Source organism: Halomonas sp. McD50-4, from assembly GCF_022348135.1.
GTDB classification, from domain to species: Bacteria; Pseudomonadota; Gammaproteobacteria; order Pseudomonadales; family Halomonadaceae; genus Vreelandella; species Vreelandella piezotolerans.
The window spans coordinates 62,534-81,530 of the sequence record NZ_JAKRFG010000015.1 but is presented as its reverse complement, the minus strand read 5'-3'; the positions used below and the strand labels follow the sequence as shown (position 1 = coordinate 81,530).

Annotated in this window: 16 protein-coding genes; 14 read left to right on the top strand and 2 right to left on the bottom strand. The window is 59.1% G+C overall.

Going from position 1 to position 18,997, the window contains the following annotated elements; translation table 11 throughout:
• Window positions 1–175 precede the first annotated feature (175 nt).
• The 3 genes from MHM85_RS16035 to MHM85_RS16025 are packed head-to-tail and all read left to right on the top strand — an operon-like array spanning window position 176 to window position 1,966.
• Entirely contained in the window at window positions 176–1,042 is an 867-nt protein-coding gene (locus MHM85_RS16035; protein WP_139526967.1) for an MBL fold metallo-hydrolase, read from the top strand.
• 31 nt (window positions 1,043–1,073) lie between these two features.
• The gene (locus MHM85_RS16030) at window positions 1,074–1,547 is read left to right on the top strand and encodes a YeeE/YedE family protein (RefSeq protein WP_139526970.1); all 474 of its coding nucleotides are present in this window, start codon (window positions 1,074–1,076) and stop codon (window positions 1,545–1,547) included.
• Entirely contained in the window at window positions 1,544–1,966 is a 423-nt protein-coding gene (locus MHM85_RS16025; RefSeq protein ID WP_139526971.1) for a DUF6691 family protein, read from the top strand. Before MHM85_RS16030 ends, MHM85_RS16025 begins: the two co-directional genes overlap by 4 nt.
• Before the next feature lie 35 nt (window positions 1,967–2,001).
• Here the strand turns inward: MHM85_RS16025 and dsbG are convergent, their stop codons facing one another.
• Window positions 2,002–2,784 (bottom strand): thiol:disulfide interchange protein DsbG, encoded by a 783-nt coding sequence (gene dsbG / locus MHM85_RS16020; RefSeq protein ID WP_139526972.1) that lies wholly within the window; start codon window positions 2,782–2,784, stop codon window positions 2,002–2,004.
• Window positions 2,785–2,926: 142 nt separating this feature from the next.
• Window positions 2,927–4,687, bottom strand: a complete 1,761-nt coding sequence (locus MHM85_RS16015; RefSeq protein WP_219861290.1) for a sugar phosphorylase — start codon at window positions 4,685–4,687, stop codon at window positions 2,927–2,929.
• A 257-nt stretch (window positions 4,688–4,944) separates the two neighbouring features.
• Here MHM85_RS16015 and nrdR point away from each other — a divergent pair, with 257 nt between their 5' ends.
• From nrdR to MHM85_RS15960, 11 genes are all read left to right on the top strand, one after another.
• Window positions 4,945–5,442 carry a transcriptional regulator NrdR gene (gene nrdR / locus MHM85_RS16010; protein ID WP_139526974.1) on the top strand — a complete coding sequence of 166 codons (498 nt, stop codon included), beginning with the start codon at window positions 4,945–4,947 and terminating at the stop codon, window positions 5,440–5,442.
• The gene (gene ribD, locus MHM85_RS16005) at window positions 5,442–6,590 is read left to right on the top strand and encodes a bifunctional diaminohydroxyphosphoribosylaminopyrimidine deaminase/5-amino-6-(5-phosphoribosylamino)uracil reductase RibD (protein WP_139527244.1); all 1,149 of its coding nucleotides are present in this window, start codon (window positions 5,442–5,444) and stop codon (window positions 6,588–6,590) included. The genes nrdR and ribD overlap by 1 nt, the downstream gene beginning before the upstream one ends.
• A gap of 72 nt (window positions 6,591–6,662) precedes the next feature.
• Window positions 6,663–7,829 carry a bifunctional 3,4-dihydroxy-2-butanone-4-phosphate synthase/GTP cyclohydrolase II gene (gene ribBA / locus MHM85_RS16000; protein ID WP_139526975.1) on the top strand — a complete coding sequence of 389 codons (1,167 nt, stop codon included), beginning with the start codon at window positions 6,663–6,665 and terminating at the stop codon, window positions 7,827–7,829.
• A gap of 4 nt (window positions 7,830–7,833) precedes the next feature.
• Complete coding sequence (ribE, locus tag MHM85_RS15995) at window positions 7,834–8,322, top strand: 6,7-dimethyl-8-ribityllumazine synthase (protein WP_139526976.1); 489 nt, start codon at window positions 7,834–7,836, stop codon at window positions 8,320–8,322.
• On the top strand, window positions 8,319–8,822 hold the full coding sequence (nusB, locus tag MHM85_RS15990) for a transcription antitermination factor NusB (RefSeq protein WP_139526977.1): 504 nt from the start codon (window positions 8,319–8,321) through the stop codon (window positions 8,820–8,822). Before ribE ends, nusB begins: the two co-directional genes overlap by 4 nt.
• 35 nt (window positions 8,823–8,857) lie before the next feature.
• Window positions 8,858–9,835 carry a thiamine-phosphate kinase gene (thiL, locus tag MHM85_RS15985; protein ID WP_153842739.1) on the top strand — a complete coding sequence of 326 codons (978 nt, stop codon included), beginning with the start codon at window positions 8,858–8,860 and terminating at the stop codon, window positions 9,833–9,835.
• On the top strand, window positions 9,832–10,305 hold the full coding sequence (locus MHM85_RS15980) for a phosphatidylglycerophosphatase A (protein WP_139526979.1): 474 nt from the start codon (window positions 9,832–9,834) through the stop codon (window positions 10,303–10,305). The genes thiL and MHM85_RS15980 overlap by 4 nt, the downstream gene beginning before the upstream one ends.
• Window positions 10,306–10,358: 53 nt before the next feature.
• The gene (locus MHM85_RS15975; RefSeq protein WP_139526980.1) at window positions 10,359–11,624 is read left to right on the top strand and encodes a DUF945 family protein; all 1,266 of its coding nucleotides are present in this window, start codon (window positions 10,359–10,361) and stop codon (window positions 11,622–11,624) included.
• A gap of 97 nt (window positions 11,625–11,721) precedes the next feature.
• Complete coding sequence (gene lon, locus MHM85_RS15970; RefSeq protein ID WP_153842740.1) at window positions 11,722–14,187, top strand: endopeptidase La; 2,466 nt, start codon at window positions 11,722–11,724, stop codon at window positions 14,185–14,187.
• Window positions 14,188–14,336: 149 nt separating this feature from the next.
• Window positions 14,337–16,520, top strand: a complete 2,184-nt coding sequence (locus tag MHM85_RS15965) for a PAS domain-containing methyl-accepting chemotaxis protein (protein ID WP_153842741.1) — start codon at window positions 14,337–14,339, stop codon at window positions 16,518–16,520.
• A 217-nt stretch (window positions 16,521–16,737) separates the two neighbouring features.
• On the top strand, window positions 16,738–18,909 hold the full coding sequence (locus MHM85_RS15960; RefSeq protein WP_239286419.1) for a PAS domain-containing methyl-accepting chemotaxis protein: 2,172 nt from the start codon (window positions 16,738–16,740) through the stop codon (window positions 18,907–18,909).
• Window positions 18,910–18,997: the final 88 nt, after the last annotated feature.

Genomic DNA, 18,997 nt, shown 5'->3' with positions numbered 1-18,997 from the left:
CAGTAAGTAAGCCCTCACTGTTATCGGCCATTATCGTTCATACCTTAGTCGAGTGAATCGAAAAGTAGGGATGGAAAGCACTATTAATTCTTTAATGATATAAATATATAACTTTATTTGCGCTACACTCAGGGCACGTACTCAACGATAGTTATCCATCAATGGGAGGCTCTCGATGCAACGCCCCATCGTGACCCACTTTTTCGACGAACCTACCAATACATTCAGCTACGTGGTGCAAGATCCCGACAGTGCTGCGTGCGCCATCATCGACTCCGTACTGGACTTCGATTACGCCGCTGGCCGCACCGACGTTCGCTCGGCGGAGCAGATCATCGCCTTTGTGCGCCGCCAGGGGTTGACGGTGGAATGGATCTTAGAAACGCACGTACACGCCGATCATCTGTCGGCGGCCCCCTATCTACACTTGGCGCTAGGCGGCAAGACCGGTATTGGTGCCCATATCGTCGATGTGCAGGAAATATTCGGTAAGGCTTTCAATGCAGGCTCGGAGTTTGCCCGAGACGGCAGCCAGTTCGATGCGCTCTTCAAAGAGGGCGATGTCTTCGCCATTGGTGGGCTCGAAGGGCGGGTGCTGCACACGCCGGGCCACACGCCCGCCTGTCTGACCTACGTGATAGGCGACGCCGCGTTTGTGGGGGATACCTTGTTCATGCCGGACTACGGTACCGCGCGCTGCGATTTCCCCGGCGGCGACGCACGCACGCTCTATCAATCCATTCAGAAAGTGCTGGCGCTACCCGAAAAAACGCGGCTGTTTTTATGCCACGACTATCAAGCACCTGGACGTGAGCACTATCAACATGAGACGAGCGTGGCCGAGCAGCGCCGAGCGAACGTCCATGTGCATGACGGCATTAGCGAAGAGGAGTTCGTCAAGATGCGTACCGAGAGGGATGCCACGTTAGGTATGCCGCGCCTGATCATTCCTTCGGTGCAGATCAATATGCGGGCGGGGGAAATGCCCCCAGCAGAAGATGACGGGCAAGTGTATTTAAAAGTGCCGATCAACCGGTTTTGATGTTGGAAAGTAGAAGGCGAGATCATCAGTCATGAATGAAACAGCCAATGGGTTGGCAAGTTTGCAAGGGTTGATGGGAGGCGTGTTGATAGGCCTCTCAGCGGTATGGCTAATGGGGGCGCTGGGCCGTATTGCCGGTATTAGCGGCATCATTGGAGGGCTGATGACCCAGCGCCCGAGAGGAGACAGCGCGTGGCGCATGGCGTTCTTGGCTGGGCTAGTCAGCGGCCCGTTGCTGGTGATGGCGGCCGGGGGCGGGCTGGGTAACGTGGCAGGCGTCCCCGGTGCGGTGATCGGTGAACCCGCAGGCGGCGTGCCGCTCATGCTGTTGGCAGGCCTGCTGGTAGGGGTAGGCACGGGACTTGGCAGTGGCTGTACCAGCGGTCACGGCGTATGTGGCTTGGCGCGTTTGGCACCTCGGTCGATGGCGGCCACCGTCACCTTCCTGGTCGCGGCCATCGCGACGGTCTATGTGGTTCGCCATGTCATGGGAGGTGGAGCATGAGGGTTCCAGCGGTCAAAACAGCGGCGGGATATCTCGCTGGCCTGCTGTTCGGTGTAGGACTCGCGATCTCCGGGATGACCGACCCCGCGCGCGTGCTCGGCTTTTTGGATGTGGCTGGTGCCTGGGATCCGACGTTGATGTTCGTACTGGGTGGCGCCGTCGGCACCACGTTCGTGGGCTATCGCGTGGTCTTCGCTCGCGGCACGCCGCTGTTTGGCACCCACTTCCAACTGCCGAGCAAGCAAGAGCTAGACGCCAAATTGTTAGGCGGCGCGGCGCTGTTTGGCGTGGGCTGGGGGCTATCGGGTTACTGCCCTGGTCCTGCGATCGCCTCCATCGGCGGAGCAACGTTGCCGCTGCTCGCGCTGTTGGCGGCCATGGTGTTGGGCTGGTTCATTGCTCAGCGGCTGTCCCGCTAGCCAAATGGGCAGCAATACCAGCCGCATCGACGCTCTCATGGCGCTTCGCTACCCATCATTTCGATGAAGCGCTCGTCGCTGGGTAGGCCTTGAATACGGTCTATGCGGACCGTGCCGCTGTCGGTTTCGCGTTGAAACGCACTGGTGGGAGTGGCGTAGAGGCCGAGCTGTTCGAAGAGTTGATTGTTGTCGTAGACCTGCTCTTCGATGTCTCGTGGCTGTGCGCTGGGGGAGAGTTCATCCCCCTCACTATGGCGATGTAGCGCGGCGGATGGGTCCTCGGCGCCCAGTATCGTGGCGGCGAGTGCCGGGCTATTGGGGGCTAGAATACCCACCATGATATGGCGCAGCTGGACCTTGCCAGCCTCTACCCATGGGCGGGTTTGTTGCCATAGTTGGCGGCAATAAGGGCAGTTGGCGTCAGTAAAGGTGTAGATGACGCGTGGCGCATCCGGGTTGCCATCCTGGATCCAGTGGCTCTCTTCGAGCAGCGCCCACGTGTCGGCTTCTAGCGGCGCTCGTACGTGCTCATCGAGCTGGGCCTCAGTCAGGTCGGTGCCTTCACCGTCGACCAGCGTGCCAATGATCGCATGCTCTCCATCGGGGGTGAGATAAATCGCCATGTCCTGCCCTTGCACGCTGGCCCCAAAGCCGCGCATTCCGCCCGGTGCATCGAACTGACCATGAATCGTCAAACCCTGGTTGGCGAGCGCCTGAATGGGCGCGGGCAGCTCGTCAGCGAAGCTGACAACGGCAGTGCTAGCTGTCGCGGCCAGCAGGCTGACACGACCGAGACTTTTTAATGAAACCCATGACATCGCATAATCCTTTTAGTAAAACGGCGTGGGGCACTCGCGCCTCCTTGCCTCGTGACATGATCGTCACACAGTATCGCAGCGGATGATTATGTAAGAGTGACGATCATGGATGCCTGAGTCGTTATGTCGCAAGCGTCAAGCGTCAAGCGTCAGCCACCAGCCAGCACACGGCATAGGGTGGCAGCGTCGCGTCATGGTGAGTACTCGCACTGCCGATCGGCTGCCAGTCATGCTGAGTAAGCGTTTGATGGAGGGCATCCCCTGCGTGAGTGAGATCGACCTTGCCATCGGTCACGTTATAGAGCGCGAGTAGGCGTCGACCGTTAGGCAGGGGGCCACGCTCGAGGGCGAGCAGCTCAGGGGGAGTGTCGATCACGCGCTGCGGGGCGTTGGGGTGGAAACAAGGCTCTTGGCGACGCTGTGTCAGCAGCCGATGCAGGGCATGAAAAACGTCATGAGTCGGGGTGGCGGGGCTTTCTAATAACAAGGCAAGCTCATCGAGCTGCCAGCGTCGGCGGTTGATCGAGCGCAGGCGGCCGCTACGTTCCACACCTTCCACATCGTTCAGCGTGCCGGTGAGCGTGTGGATATAGAGCGCAGGGATCCCTTGCAAGCTGAGCATGATCGCTTGGCTGCAGAGAAAGCGTGCAATTTGCCACGGGTCCGGGCCACGGCGGGTGCCGCGCATCGCCTCGAACCATGTGATATTGATCTCGTAGGGCGTGTCGCTGCCGTCAGGATTGCTGCGCATGCTGACAAACCCACCAAAGCGGTGCATCAATTCCAGCAGCGCGTCACGCTCGTGGTCGGGTAGCAGGCCTTCAAGAGGCCGTACACCTATACCGTCGTGGCTGGCGGTAAAGTTCAAGTAGGTACACTGCGGCGGCAGTACCGGGAGGCTGTTCAACCACGTTTGTAGCGTCGTCGCTTCCCCGCGGGTCAGGGTATGCAGTAAAAGCGGGGGCAGGGCGAACTGATACACCATGTGGGCTTCGTCGGGAGTGCCCTGCGTCAACCGCTCCAAGCCGAAGTAGCTAATGTTTTCGGCGTGTGGCACGTTGGTTTCGGTAATCAATAGCGTGCCAGGCGCCACCTCATCCACGATAGCGCGCAGTAAGCGCACGACGGTATGGGTCTCTGGCAGATGGATGCACGGGGTGCCGAGCCGTTTCCATAGAAAGGCCACTGCATCCAGGCGAATGATGCGTACGCCTTGCTGCAGGTAGAACAGCAAAATGCCCACGAACTCGAGCAGCACGTCCGGGTTTTCGAAGTTGAGATCGATTTGATCTTCCGAAAAGGTAGCCCATACGTGGCGGGTGCCGCGACGCGTCGAGATCGGCACCAATAACGGGCTGCTGCGCGGGCGGGTGACCTGGGAAACGTCCGTGTCAGGATCCACCTCAATGAAATAGTCGCGCCCGGGTAGGCTACCGGTGAGATAGTCGACGAACCAGAGCGACTCTCGGGAGACATGGTTGAGTACCAAGTCAGCCATCAAGTCGTAGTGGCTGGCTAGGGTTTGGACGTCCGACCACGCGCCCAGCTCACTATTGACCTCACGATAATGAATCACCGAAAAGCCGTCGTCGCTGCTCCAAGGGAAAAAGGGCAGCACGTGAACCCCACTGACGGTGTCTCCCAGATAACGTTGCAAAAACGTATCCAGCACGGCTAGCGGTGGCGTTCCTTCATCGACGATCGAGTCGCCGTAACAGATGACCCACTGATCCTTTTCGCTCCACATTGGTGCATCGACAGATTGACCGTTAACGGTCGGTGCAGCGTTTGCTCCCCCGCGAAAATGCGCGACGTGTTGACCTATTCGCCGCTGCACTTCCCCTGCGCGCGGGCCGTATAGCTGGGTGAGGTAGTGGTGAACGGTCTTTTCGAAAGCGGTCATAACGGGCGTCCTTTCAATCATCCTTCGACAAACGCTGCAGCTTGTGTGCCAAATCGTTACAATACGTCGAGATAGGGGCTGTATAACACCGCCATACGATAGCTCGGCGGGTCGGCTACCGCCGACAGCTGGCGATAAAACAGTTTACAAAATAGCGAAGGGCTCGTAGAGCACGCACCGTGACGCTGCGTCCCTTCGTTCAGGCTGACACGCTGCACGTACTGGTTTTAGTGCGTACTGATAATAGGTTGACTGCCATGCATTGCCCTTTTTGTGGTGCAAACGATACGAGAGTGACGGATTCCAGGCTGGTGGCAGAGGGTGACCAGGTGCGCCGACGCCGCCAGTGCGCCAGCTGCCATGAGCGTTTTACGACGTACGAGACCGCTGAGTTGATCATGCCGCGGGTGGTGAAGTCCGACGGCTCTCGCGAGAGTTTCGATGAAGCAAAGCTACGTGCGGGGATGCTTCGCGCACTGGAAAAACGCCCGGTCAGTGCCGAGGCGATCGAAGCCTCGGTAGAGCGCATTCGTCAAACGTTGCGCGCACGTGGTGACCGTGAGGTGAACGCCCGGGAGGTGGGCGAGGCGGTCATGAAAGCGTTACGTAGCCTCGACCAAGTGGCCTACATTCGTTTTGCCTCTGTATACCGCAAGTTTCAGGACCTGGATGAGTTTCGTGCTGAAATCGATCGGCTCTCCCAAGAGCCCTCCGATGAGCCGGCCGGGCAGGGATCACCGAACGGAGCGTCATGATGGGTGAGTTCTCCACTGCCGATCATCGCTACATGGCCCGCGCGATTCAGTTGGCCAAGCGGGGGCTTTACACCACCGACCCTAACCCAAGAGTGGGGTGCGTGATCGTGCGCTTCGATAGCGATGGAGACGCTCGCATCGTGGGGGAGGGGTATCACGTGCGGGCTGGGGAACCTCATGCCGAAATTCATGCGCTTCAAGCGGCAGGCAACGCTGCACAGGGCGCGACGGCGTACGTCACGTTAGAGCCGTGTTCTCACACGGGGCGCACGGGCCCTTGTGCCGTGGCCCTGACCAAGGCGGGTGTCCGTCGCGTGGTGATCGCGATGCAAGACCCCAACCCCCAGGTCAGCGGTGGCGGTATCGCACACTTGGCCTCCGCCGGTATCGACGTGCAGGTAGGTTTGCTGGAAGCCGACGCCCGGGCGCTCAATCCCGGCTTCATCTCGCGCATGGTGCGCCGCCGTCCCTTTGTGCGGCTGAAGATGGCCATGAGCTTGGATGGTCGGACCGCGATGGGCTCAGGTGAGTCGCAATGGATTACCGGGCCCCAGGCGCGCACGCAGGTGCAGCGCCTGCGGGCGCGGTCGAGCGCCATCCTGAGCGGCGTAGAGTCGCTCATCATGGATGACTCCCGGTTGACGCTGCGGGCCGACCAATTAGCCTTGGGCAACGCCGACGACATCACCCAGCGCCAACCCCTGCGAGTGATTCTTGATTCTCGCCTGCGTCTTCCTCTGGCGGCAGCGTGTCTGCGCGAGCCCGGGCGCACGCTGATCATCACCACTGACCAGCACAGCGAAGAGAAACGGCACCGGTTGGCGCAGGCCGGGGCCGAGATTCACGTGCTGCCTGCCGAAGGCGGGCGCATTGCACTGGCTGACATGCTGCGCTGGCTGGCAGATAATGAGCAGGTGAACGAACTCTTAGTAGAAACGGGAGCGACGCTTGCGGGCGCGCTGCTGGAAGCCGGCCTGGTCGATGAAATGCAGCTTTTCGTCGCGCCGACATTGCTGGGCGGCGAGGCAAGACCGCTGTTTTCCCTGCCGGGAATGACCCAGATGGCCGATCAAAAGCGCTTGACGATCCTCGAGTCGCGAACCGTGGGAAACGACTGGTGGATCATAGCCGCCCCGCACGCTGACTAGCGCAAGCCGTCATTGCAAGGTACCCTGACGCCCGAATTCGCATACGATGCGAGCCTAATTTTTGGAGATTCCATGGCGCACTCCTCTTCAGAGGGTTTATCCCCCATCGCTGAGCTGGTAGACGACATTCGCCAGGGCAAAATGGTGATTCTCATGGACGATGAGGATCGCGAGAACGAAGGCGATATCATCATGGCCGCCGAAATGGTGAAGCCAGAGCATATCAATTTCATGGCGCGCTATGCCTGCGGCCTGATCTGCATGCCGATGACCCGTGAGCGCTGCGAGCAGCTCAATCTGCCGCTCATGGTGCGCGATAACGGCTCCGGCTTTGGCACCAAATTCACGCTCTCGATCGAGGCGACCGAAGGGGTCACCACCGGCATTTCAGCCGCCGACCGCGCCCGTACGGTGCAAGCCGCCGTTGCGCCGAATGCCAAACCGACGGATATCGTTCAGCCAGGGCATATTTTTCCGCTGATGGCCGAACCCGGTGGCGTGCTGCGTCGCGCAGGCCATACCGAAGCCGCTTGCGATTTAGCCGCGCTGGCCGGATTAGATCCCAGCGGCGTCATTTGTGAGATCATGAACGATGACGGCAGTATGGCCCGCCGCCCTGAGTTAGAGGCCTTTGCCAAAGCACACGATATCAAGATGGGCACCATCGCCGACTTGATTCACTACCGGATCGTCAACGAACAAACGGTAGATCACGTAGAAACGACGCAAGTGACCACCGTCCATGGTGAGCTGGCGCTGCATGTGTTCCGTGATCGTATTCAGGGCGCTCACCACCTCGCGCTCGTGAACGGGCAGCCCACACCCGAGCAGGCCACTACCGTGCGCGTGCATTTGGCCGATACCCTGCGCGATGTGATGGGGCTGATGAAGGGCGATCAATGCCGTTGGGATGCTCACCGCGCCATCGAACAGATTGCCCAGGCGCCTGCCGGGGTGTTCGTACTGATCGATGACGGGCGGCCACATCAAGATTTGAAGGATCAGCTAGATATCTATCTGGATCGCGTGCGTCAGCCGCGCACCAGCGACTCTGATGGCTCTGGCAATTATTTAACGATTGGTACGGGTTCGCAAATTCTACGCCATCTCGGCGTGGGTAAAATGCGCCTACTCAGCTCGCCGTGGAAGTTCTCAGCGCTCTCTGGGTTCGACCTAGAAGTGGTCGAGCGGCTGGGGCCCAATGACACGGCCGACGAGCCAACTTTTCAGCAGGAATAAATCGATGCAATCCCTTTCGCAAATTGAAGGTACCTTCGTAGACGTCGATGGGCGCTACGTGATCGTGGTGGGTCGTTTTAATCACCACGTCGTGGATAGCTTGGTAGAAGGTGCCGTCGACAGTCTGACGCGCCACGGTGTGGACATGGAAAACATCCACATCGTTCACGTCCCCGGTGCATGGGAGCTGCCCCTAGCCGTCAAGCGCGTGCTCAACGTGATGAAGCCCGATGCGGTGATTGCGCTTGGCGCCGTCATTCGCGGCGGCACACCGCACTTCGAGTACGTGGCGGGGGGCTGCAACACGGCCATCAATCATCTTCAGTTGGAGTTCGATACGCCAGTAGCCAACGGTGTGCTGACCGTCGAGTCCATCGAGCAGGCCATCGAGCGTGCCGGCACCAAGGCGGGTAACAAAGGCACTGAGGCGGCCATGGCGGCGATGGAAATGGTCTCTCTACTGCGTGCCCTGCCGGTGGGAGATTCGCAATGAGTGAGCGTCGTGAGCGCAAGCCCTCAGCCGCACAGCAGGGGCGTCACGCCGCCAGGGAGTTAGCGGTACAAGGGCTTTATCAATGGCAGATGACCGGTAAATCGATTACCAGCATCGAAGCGGAATTTCGCAGTCAGGTGGCCGACGACGATCTCGAAGATCACGAGAACTGGGTCAAGGTCATGGAAATCGCCGACAAAGCGCTGTTCCATGAGCTTTTACACAACACGGTGCGCTTCAAAACCGAGCTGGACCGCGAAATCGCCCCGTTGTTGGATCGCCGCCTGGAAGATTTGGACGCGGTAGAGCTGGCCATTCTTCGCTTGGGAGCGTACGAGCTCTCCCGGCGAATGGAAGTGCCTTACCGCGTAGTGATTAACGAAGGCGTTGAGCTGGCAAAATCATTTGGCGCCACCGACGGCCATAAATACGTGAATGGCATTCTCGATAAGCTAGCCAACCGCTTACGAAGTGCCGAAGTCAGCGCCCGCCGCTTGTAAGCGGAGGGGGCTGATCAAGCGTTTAAGGGGCCTTTGTGCTTGCCGAATTCGATCTGATTCGACGTTTCTTTATGTCGCCGCAGGAGGCGCAAGCGACGAATGGCGTTGCCCTAGGATGCGGCGATGACGCCACCCTATTGATGCCTCAGGCCGGCCAAGAGCTGGCAGTGAGCGTTGACACGTCAGTGGTGAACGTACACTTCCCTCACGATGCGCCGGCTCAGGCAGTCGGTCACCGGGCGTTGGCGGTGGCCCTCAGCGATTTGGCGGCCATGGGAGCCGTCTCGCGCTGGTGCTTGATGGCACTGACGCTCGACCAGCGCGCCTTCGAGGATGACGCTCATGCGGAACAGTGGCTGTCCCGCTACGCGAGGGGGTTCCATGCGCTTTGCCAGCAGCATGCCACGGTGCTGGCGGGCGGCGATGTCACGTCCGGTGAGTTGAGTATCGGCGTTACGGTCATGGGCGAAGTGCCTGCAGGATCAGCAATGACCCGGTCAGGCGCCCGTCCAGGCGATGTCGTGGCGGTAACCGGGGCGCTAGGCGGCGGCGCGGGCGGGCTAGCGCTGTGGCAACGCGGTGAGCGAGACCTCGCACATCCGTTGCTTCAGCGCTACCTCATGCCACAGCCAAGGCTCGACGCCGGCATCGCTCTGCGCGGAGTGGCGACGGCGGCGATGGACATCTCCGACGGCTTGTTGGCGGATTTGACCCACCTGCGAGAGGCGTCTCACGTGGGGGTCGACCTGGCCCCCGAGTCGCTACCGCTGGCCGAGGGACTGGTCGAGTGCCTCGGCCACGAGCAAGCCCTGACGGCAGCGCTCTCCGGAGGAGACGATTACGAACTCTTGGTCACGCTACCGCCCGATCAAGTCACTAAGGCGGTTGCTAAACTGGCCGAGAGCGGCCTGTCTCTGAGGGTGATTGGTCGCTGCACGGAGACGTTGGGCGTGACGGGCGTGCCTGACGGCAGAGCGACGGGCTGGCAGCACTTCCGAGGGGGTGCATCATGAACCGTGCACCAGCGAGCGTTTGGCGACGCCCCACTCACTTTTTTGCCTTCGGTTTGGGCAGCGGGACGGTGCCTTGGGCGCCGGGCACGTTTGGCACGTTGGCGGCCATTCCCTTCTACTGGATGATGGCCGACCTTTCCCTCGGTTGGTACTTGGGGATCGTCCTGGCCGCATTTATCGTTGGGGTTTGGCTATGTGACAAAACCTCCCACGATCTGGGTGTGCACGATCATTCGGGGATCGTCTGGGATGAGTTCGTTGGCTATTGGATTACCATGGCCGCCGTGCCATTCTCCTGGGAAGCGGCGCTGTGGGGGTTCGTGGTGTTCCGCATTTTCGATGTCTTTAAACCGTGGCCCATTCGCTGGGCTGACCGCCGAGTGGCCGGTGGGTTTGGCATCATGATCGACGATGTCATGGCAGGGATTTACGCCTGGAGTACCATGCACCTGTGGTTTTGGCTGCATTGATCGACGGGTGGCGTGGAATCAGGTCTCGTTGAGGGGCCGTTCAAGGAGATAGCATGCGCAAGGAACGTTTGATCGTGCCTGTTCTCGCGACGATTGCCGTCGTGTGGATGGTCGCGCAACTGCTATCCAGCGTGCTTTTCGAGCGCAGTCTCCGTCAGGCGCTCGAAGATCTAGAGGCACGCGGCGAGTGGCGTGTTAGCCAGGTAGAGAATCGACAAGGATGGCTCACTTCTCGGGGGCGGCTGATTCTTTCGCCGCTGCTGGGACGCCCCTGGCGTCTAGAGCTCACCTACCGAGCACGACACGGGGTGTTGAGTACCGATGTCGAAGGCACGCTGCTGCCGCGCTTGGATAGCGTGCTACAAAAGGCGGTGGGTGAAGTCTCGGCACCGTCGGTCCCCCGTTGGCAGGGCCGCTATCAAACTTTGAGTGGTCATACCGAGCTGCGCTTGGCACTTGCTCCCTTCGTCATTCAGCAAAACGGGCGCGAGCTGGAGGTTCGCGGTGCCCGAGTACGCTTGGAAGGCGTGTTTGGGGATTGGCGCCTGCGTGGACTGCTCGATCAGCTCACCCTGACCGACGGCCTATCACAACTCACGCTGGGTCCCGCCACCTTGGAAAGTCGCTATACCTACATCGACGATGCCTACCACTTTGCCCAGCGTGACCATCTGCACATCGAGCAGCTAGCGTTGCATTACCCTGCCTACGACATCAACGTAGCGCCTCTGGATCTCCATAGTCACATGGAGCTGGATGAGAGCGAGCTTCGTCTAAAAGGCGAGCTGGTCGTCGGCGACGTGCATGTGCCGAGTGAAGCGCCTGACACCCCGCTCCTGAATGGTCGTATCGAGGCAGAACTCTCGCGTTTGAATGGGGATGCCGTTCGGCAAACGATTCGTCGACTGCGCCAAGAGGCCGCCTGGGGAGACACTAGCTTGCCCATGGCAGAAGGGTTATTGGCTCGCTTGGAGCCCGACCTGCGCCAAGTATTGAGTGACTCTCCGCGCCTCGATATCACCACCATCGCCTTGGACAGCCCGTTATTGGGGCTGCAAGTCAATGCCGAGGGGGCCCTGTTCTTCGATGCACGTCGCTTGGAAGAGCTGAGCGTAACGTCACTGGATAAGCCAGTCGAACGCGCTCGCTGGATCGAGCGCATCGATGGTGACTTCGTGTGGCACGATGCGCCTACCGTGGCAGCGCTCTGGCTGGGCTTACCACTGGGCACCCGTGAACTGCAGTTCGACGTGATTCGAGGCGTATGGCGCGTCAACGGTCGACCCATGCCATCGTTGTGGCCGCCTAACGAGAGTTAGGTAAAACGCTTTTAGGGTTGAAGTTTTCCCACCCTGCCCACATTCCTTTCAACATACAAAGCGGCAACGGCCGCAGGCTACTGTTGATGGAGGGCGCATGAGCGACCAGGATTACGACCGCGATCAAGAACCCCTAGATTGGCTCACCGATGCTGAGTCACAGGAACAGGACGCTCAAGAGCAGAGCGCCCACGGCGAGGCCTACCGTTCGGACGGTGAGCGGGTAAGTTCGCTCGTGCCCGCCAGCGATATGTTGCCCGAGCGCATCTACTTGCTTCCGATTCATAACCGCCCCTTTTTCCCCGCCCAGGTGCAGCCCCTGGTCATCAACCGCGAACGCTGGGAAGAGACCATGCGTCGCGTTGGCAACACCCCGCACCACACCATTGGTGTCGCGTTCGTGGGTGAGCAGGGCGTCGACTCCCTGGATCACGACGGTTTTCCTGAGATTGGTACCGCCGTCAAGGTGCACAAGCTCAAAAGCGAAGATCAGCAAATCCAGTTCATTGCCCAAGGACTCCAGCGCTTTAAAATTCAGCGATGGCTCTCCAAAGAACCGCCGTACTTGGTGGAAGTCACCTACCCCAAAGAGCCGGTCAATGCCGAAGACGAAGAGACCCGTGCCTACGCCATGGCGATCATCAACGGCATCAAGGAACTGCTGCCGATCAATCCGCTCTACGGTGAGGAACTCAAACACTACCTGAACCGTTTCAGCCCCCACCAGCCAGGACCGCTGACCGACTTCGCTGCAGCCATTACGTCGGCCAAAGGCCCCGAGCTTCAGGATGTGTTGGCCACGCTGCCAGTGGCGGAGCGAATGCACAAAGTGCTGCCGCTGCTGCGCAAAGAGATCGATGTGGCTCAACTGCAAAGCGAGATCAGCGAGCAGGTCAACGCGCAGATGCAGGAGCGTCAGCGGGAGTTTTTCCTCCGCGAGCAGCTCAAGGTCATTCAGCGTGAGCTGGGCATCTCTAAAGACGATCGAGAGAACGATGTCGATACGTTCAGAAACCGCTTGGAAGCCCTGGTGGTGCCCGAGCGGGTGCAGGCGCGCATCGATGAGGAGTTGAACAAGCTCAGCGTGTTGGAAACCGGTTCCCCAGAATACGGCACCACGCGTAATTACCTCGACTGGCTGACCTCGTTGCCTTGGGGTGTCACCAGCCAGGACAAGCTGGATCTTGCCCATGCTCGTCAAATCCTCGACCGCGATCACGACGGCTTGAAAGATGTCAAAGAGCGCATCATCGAATTTCTGGCCGAAGGCACCTTCAAAGGTGATGTGGGCGGTTCCATCGTGCTGCTGGTTGGCCCGCCAGGGGTGGGGAAAACCTCCATTGGCCGCTCCATTGCCGAGGCGCTGGGTCGCGAGTTCTACCGCTTCTCCGTGGGCGGCATGCGCGATGAGGCCGAGATCAAAGGCCATCGTCGCACCTACGTAGGGGCGATGCCCGGCAAGTTGGTCCAGGCTTTCAAGGAGGTCGAGGTCGAGAACCCGGTCATCATGCTCGACGAAATCGACAAGCTGGGTCAGTCCTTCCAAGGCGACCCCGCGTCGGCCCTGCTCGAAGTCCTCGACCCTGAGCAGAACGTCGACTTTTTGGATCACTACCTCGACGTACGCATGGATCTGTCCAAGGTGCTCTTCGTATGCACGGCCAACACCCTGGATAGCATTCCTGGCCCGCTCCTGGACCGTATGGAGCAAATTCGTCTGTCGGGCTACATCGCCGAAGAGAAGCTGCAAATCGCCAAGCACCACCTTTGGCCGAAGCTGCTAAAACGCGACAACCTGCCGAAGAAACGTATCAACCTCAGCGATGCCGCTCTCAAGCAGGTCATCGAGGGGTATGCACGTGAAGCTGGCGTTCGCCAACTGGAAAAGCAGCTCCACCGTATCGTGCGCAAAGCGGCGGTGAAACTGCTGGAAGAGGATATCGAGACCGTCAAAATTTCGGTGAAGAACCTCGAAGAGTTTCTTGGTGCTCCGCTTTTCCGCAAAGAGAAAGTGCTCAAAGGCGAAGGCGTGGTGACGGGGCTTGCCTGGACCTCCATGGGCGGCGCGACGCTCCCTATCGAAGCGGGCAAAGTGCACTCGCTGGATCGCGGCTTCAAGCTGACAGGCAAATTGGGCGATGTCATGAAAGAGTCTGCCAACATTGCTTACAGCTACACACTGGGTCACTTGGCCGAGTATGGTGCGGATGCCGACTTCTTCGACTCGGCGTTCGTGCACCTGCACGTGCCTGAAGGCGCCACGCCAAAGGATGGCCCCTCTGCTGGCGTGACCATGACGACGGCGCTGTTATCATTGGCCAAACACCAGGCCATCGACCGGCCGCTGGCCATGACCGGGGAGCTGACGCTCACGGGGCAAGTGCTACCGGTAGGGGGCATTCGTGAAAAGGTCATCGCCGCGCGCCGAAGCGATATCTTCGAGGTGATTCTTCCTGAGGCCAACCGTCGTGATTACGAGGAGTTGCCCGACTATCTCAAAGAGGGCATGACCGTTCATTTTGCCAATCGCTATAGAGATGTCGCCAACGTGGTCTTCAAATAGCGATTGAGCCTGACTCTCTTTCTGTTCACGCCTGCGCCGCTCTGAAGAGAGCGGCGCTTTTTTATAGCTATTCACTGGTTAGGTGCCCGGTAAATTCGTGATAATAGTTCAAAATCAATTATTAAAAATAAAACCTCTGGGGAGCTTCTATGCGCAATAACCAGCCCGTTACGCAACGTGAATACGTGCTCGACGAAGAGACGGTACTCATTTCACGCTCGGATTTGAAAGGGAACGTCACCTATGCCAACGCTGCTTTCGTAGAAGTCAGCGGCTATTCGAGAGATGAACTGCTGGGAGCACCGCACAACCTGATCCGTCACCCCGATATGCCCGAAGCGGCCTACGCCGATTTCTGGAAAACCATTCAAGCGGGCGGAACGTGGCAGGGAACGGTGAAAAACCGCCGCAAAAATGGCGATCACTATTGGGTCAACGCTACCGTCGCCCCCTTGCGAGACGGCGATCGCATCGTGGGCTATACCTCACTGCGCCGTAAAGCGTCGCCAAAGCGCATTGCCTTGGCCGAGCAGGTGTACGCCGACATACGTGAAAAGGGCAAGTCGCGCCGCTACACGCTACAACAAGGCGCATTGCAGCGCCGGGGGCTAGGTGGCATTGTCGCCCGCTTTCAATTCACCAGTCTCAAAGCCAAATTGATCGGGATGGTCGTGGCAGCCGTCGTGTTGCTAGGGCTATCGGGTGGGCTGGGTCTTTATGGTTTGAGCGTGTCTGGTGAGCGACTGGAAACCCTCAACCGTTCTGGATTGGAGTCCGTCGCCGATTTGCAGCTCATCGAGCGCCATATTGGGCTGGCCGTCGAGGAGCTAGAGCCCGCCGTCAGAAACCCGCGTCGTGTCGATATGGAAACGGTATCGGCACAATTGGCGGCCAACACTCAAAGTGCCCAAACACTATGGGAGGCGTATCGCCAAACCAGCAGCGCGTCGTCAACGGTGCTTCAGGGGTTCGATGAAGCGTTCGCCGCTTGGCGCGGCGGCGTGACGGGCGCCATCGAAGCGATCGATCAAGCCAACGGTTTTGCAGCGTTCGAGGCGCTCAATAGCGTGGTGCTGCCCGCAACGGCCAATATCCGAGAGCTCAACAGCCAGCTAGTGGACGACGAGCGTGCCGGTGCCGCCGATCTGGTGGAGGACGCACGACAAGGCCGTCAGCAGATGTTCATTGCTCAGCTAGTACTGCTGTTGATCGGCCTTTGCATACTGGTGGCGCTCAGCGTGTTCATTTTGAAGTCGGTCTTTCGCAGTTTGGCGGGGGCGCGCTATATGACGTTTCAAATCGCGGCCGGTAACCTGGCGGCCCGTGAGCGTCGCCAGAGTAACGATGAGCTGGGGGAACTGCTCTACTCGTTGGATACGATGCGCTTCAGTCTCTCTAGTATCGTGGGCGACGTAGAAAACCGCGTGTCGGTCGTCACGCCTGCGATCCAACAAATTGCTGCCGAAAACGAGGAGCTTGCTTCACGCACGGAGCAGCAAGCGTCGTCGCTGCAGCAAACCGCCTCGAGTATGGAGGAGATGACCTCCACCGTTCAGCAGAATAACGACAATGCGCGTCAAGCCACGGAGCTAGCCCAGCAAAATGCCGCCAGCACGCGGGATACTCGCCAACAAATGGAGCAGCTCGTCGAGCGCATGCAGCGCATTGCCAAAAGCGCCGAAAAAATGACCGAAATGATCGGCGTCATCGACAGCATTGCTTTCCAAACCAATATCCTGGCGCTCAACGCCTCGGTAGAGGCCGCCCGTGCGGGCGAACATGGCCGGGGCTTTGCCGTGGTCGCCAGTGAGGTACGCACCCTAGCCAGTCGTAGTGCCGATGCCGCCCAGGAAATTCGCAAAATGATCGATAGCACGACGCAAGAGGTGAGCGGCGGGCGTAGCGCTGTCGAGCAAGCCGAGAGCGCCATCGAGAACGTCGTGGCGCAGGTCAGCCGCGTCAGCGAGCTCATGGCCTCGATCAGTACGGCATCGAACGAACAGAGCAGCGGGATTGGCCAAATCAACGCCGCCATTGCCGAGATGGATAGCGTCACCCAGCAAAATGCCACTAAAGTGCAGTCGATTGCGGCCTCGGCAGACAACTTGGCACTGGAGGCCTTCGAGCTGGCCAACGTCGTCGATGCCTTCCGCCTGGAGGGCGCACAAGCCGAGAGTATCGGCGCTGCACGCGAAAAATTGGCACGTGCCCAAAGAGCCATCAAGCAGAACGTTCCAGGACTGCCTAGTGACGCACCGTCGAAACACGCCCGTCGTCAAACACATTCGTACACACCGTCCCAAGACGAACAGGAGGAGTGGGATACGTTTTAAGGCGTTTCATGGGAAGCGCTGCGTTTAATCACCATTGATGATTCGCATGGTCGATCATTTGAATATGCCACCCGCCGGGTGGCATATTTTTTGCTGGGTTTTTGTGGATGGGCGTAGGTCGGAAAGTGGATCGACGCTCGATAACGGCTTGGTAAAAAGGACGTCGCTGGGTCACAGGCAAAACAGGCCTTTCATAAAAAAACAGTAGGGGTTCTTGATGAGCATATCCAGCCAAGCAGCATTCGAACTCTCTGATGATCAAGTGTTGATTTCACGCTCTGACCGCCAGGGAAAGATCACCTACGTGAACCAGACATTCGTCGATGTCAGTGGCTACGCGCAGACAGAGCTAATGGGGGAACCCCACAGTGTCTTTCGTGATCCGGACATGCCTGCGATGGTTTTCAGCAATATGTGGACGACCATCGAAAAGGGAAAAACGTGGCAAGGGGTCGTCAAAAATCGCTGTAAAAATGGCGACACGTATTGGGTACATACCACGGTAGCACCGTTACTCGATGGTCAACGAGTGGCAGGCTATACGGCGATTCGCCGTAAAGCCGGACAAAAAGCCATTGCCCGCGCCGCCAGGGCGTATAGCATTATGCAACAGGGCCGAAGCCGAGGGTTCAAGCTCCATCATGGTGCATTACGGCGCACCGGGGTGCGCGGATGGGTGCAGCGTTTTAGCTTCAGCAGTATGCAGGCCAAACTGATGGGGATGGTCATTGCCGCTATTGCGCTGCTGGCCGTGGCGGGGGCCGCCGGCGTGTATGGCATCACCAGCTCTGCTGACCGGCTGCGCACACTGAACCAAACCGGGCTCGAAGGGGTGGCCAATCTGCAGCAAATCGAGCAGGGTACCGCCCAGCTCTTGCAGGCGCTGGAGCCTGCCGTGCGTAACCCGCGACGTGCCGATCTGGATCTGCTCGAAGAGCAGTTGACCACACTCCAAGGTGATATCAACCAAACATGGCAGGGGTTCACCGCCCAGCGCACGGAAACCAGTGGCGTTCAGCAGGGGCTGACGGCGCATTTGACGACGTTCTTGAGCGGCGCTGAGACGGCATTCACCGCGATACGCGATGGCAATGGCTTTGCGGCGTTCGAGGCGTTCAACGATGTCGTGAAGCCGACCTCCGATAGCATTAGTGCCACCATCAATTTGCTGGTCGATAACGAGCGTGCCGCGGCTCAAACACTCATGGCCAATGCAGAGCGTCAGCAGCAATGGCTCTTGTGGGGGCAGTTGGGCGTCTTACTCTTCGGTATTTTGCTGATGGTAGGGCTCAGCGTGGCCGTGCTACGGTCGTTGATCAAGTCGCTCAATGAAGCACGTCGCGTCACGTTTCAAATTGCAGCAGGTAATTTGGCCAATCGGGTCACCCTCAAGCGAAACGATGAGCTTGGCGAGCTATTGGCTTCTCTGGAAACCATGCGTGCCAGCCTCTCAGGATTGATTACCGAAGTCGGCAACAAAGTGGAGATCGTCACGCCCGCCTCGGAGCACATCCATCAGCAAAACGAGGAGTTGGCTTCACGCACCGAACAGCAGGCCTCGTCGCTGCAGCAAACGGCCTCCAGCATGGACCAAATGACCGCAACGGTGCAGCAAAATACCGAAAACGCGCGTCAAGCCAATCAACTGGCCATGCAAAATGCGACGACCAGCCGCGAAACGGGTGAGCGCATGCAGGCGTTGGTGGAGCGGATGGAGCGCATCGCGGCAAGCGCCGCTAAAATGAACGATATCATCACGGTCATCGATGGTATTGCTTTCCAGACCAACATCCTGGCCTTGAACGCCTCGGTCGAAGCCGCTAGGGCAGGTGAGCAGGGCCGAGGATTTGCCGTAGTCGCCAACGAGGTACGCAATTTGGCCGGGCGCAGTGCCGATGCGGCGGGCGAGATTCGCCGATTGATCGATACCTCCTCTCAAGAGATTGCCGGTGGCGCGGATGCCGTCAAAGAGGCCGAGCGATCTATCGAGCAGGTGGTCAACCAAGTGATGCGGGTAAGCGACATCATGGAAGAGATCAGTACCGCCTCGGACGAGCAGAGCAGCGGCATTGCTCAGATCAATACGGCGGTCTCTGAAATGGATCATGTCACCCAGCAGAACGCGACCAAAGTGCAGTCGATTTCCAGCGCCGCCCAGCGCTTGACCCACGAAGCGCTAGACCTAGCGAACGTCATTGCCGCCTTCCGGTTAGAGGGCGCGGAGGAGGAGAGCAGCGAGACAGCGCGGATGCGACTGTCTCAGCGTAACGATCCAGCTCCCGGCCTACCGTCGCAACATGCGTTACAAGCGCGCGCAGAGGCGCTATCCACACCTGCGCCCAAGCGTCGAGAAACGGCCCCTGCCGAGGAGAAGTGGGAGACCTTTTAAGGAGGCATCAGCATCCCACGCGTTTGGTTGCCCTCTACATCTAGTCTAGGCGGTGCGCTCATGCCACAATCTAAGGCCGCTGGATTCA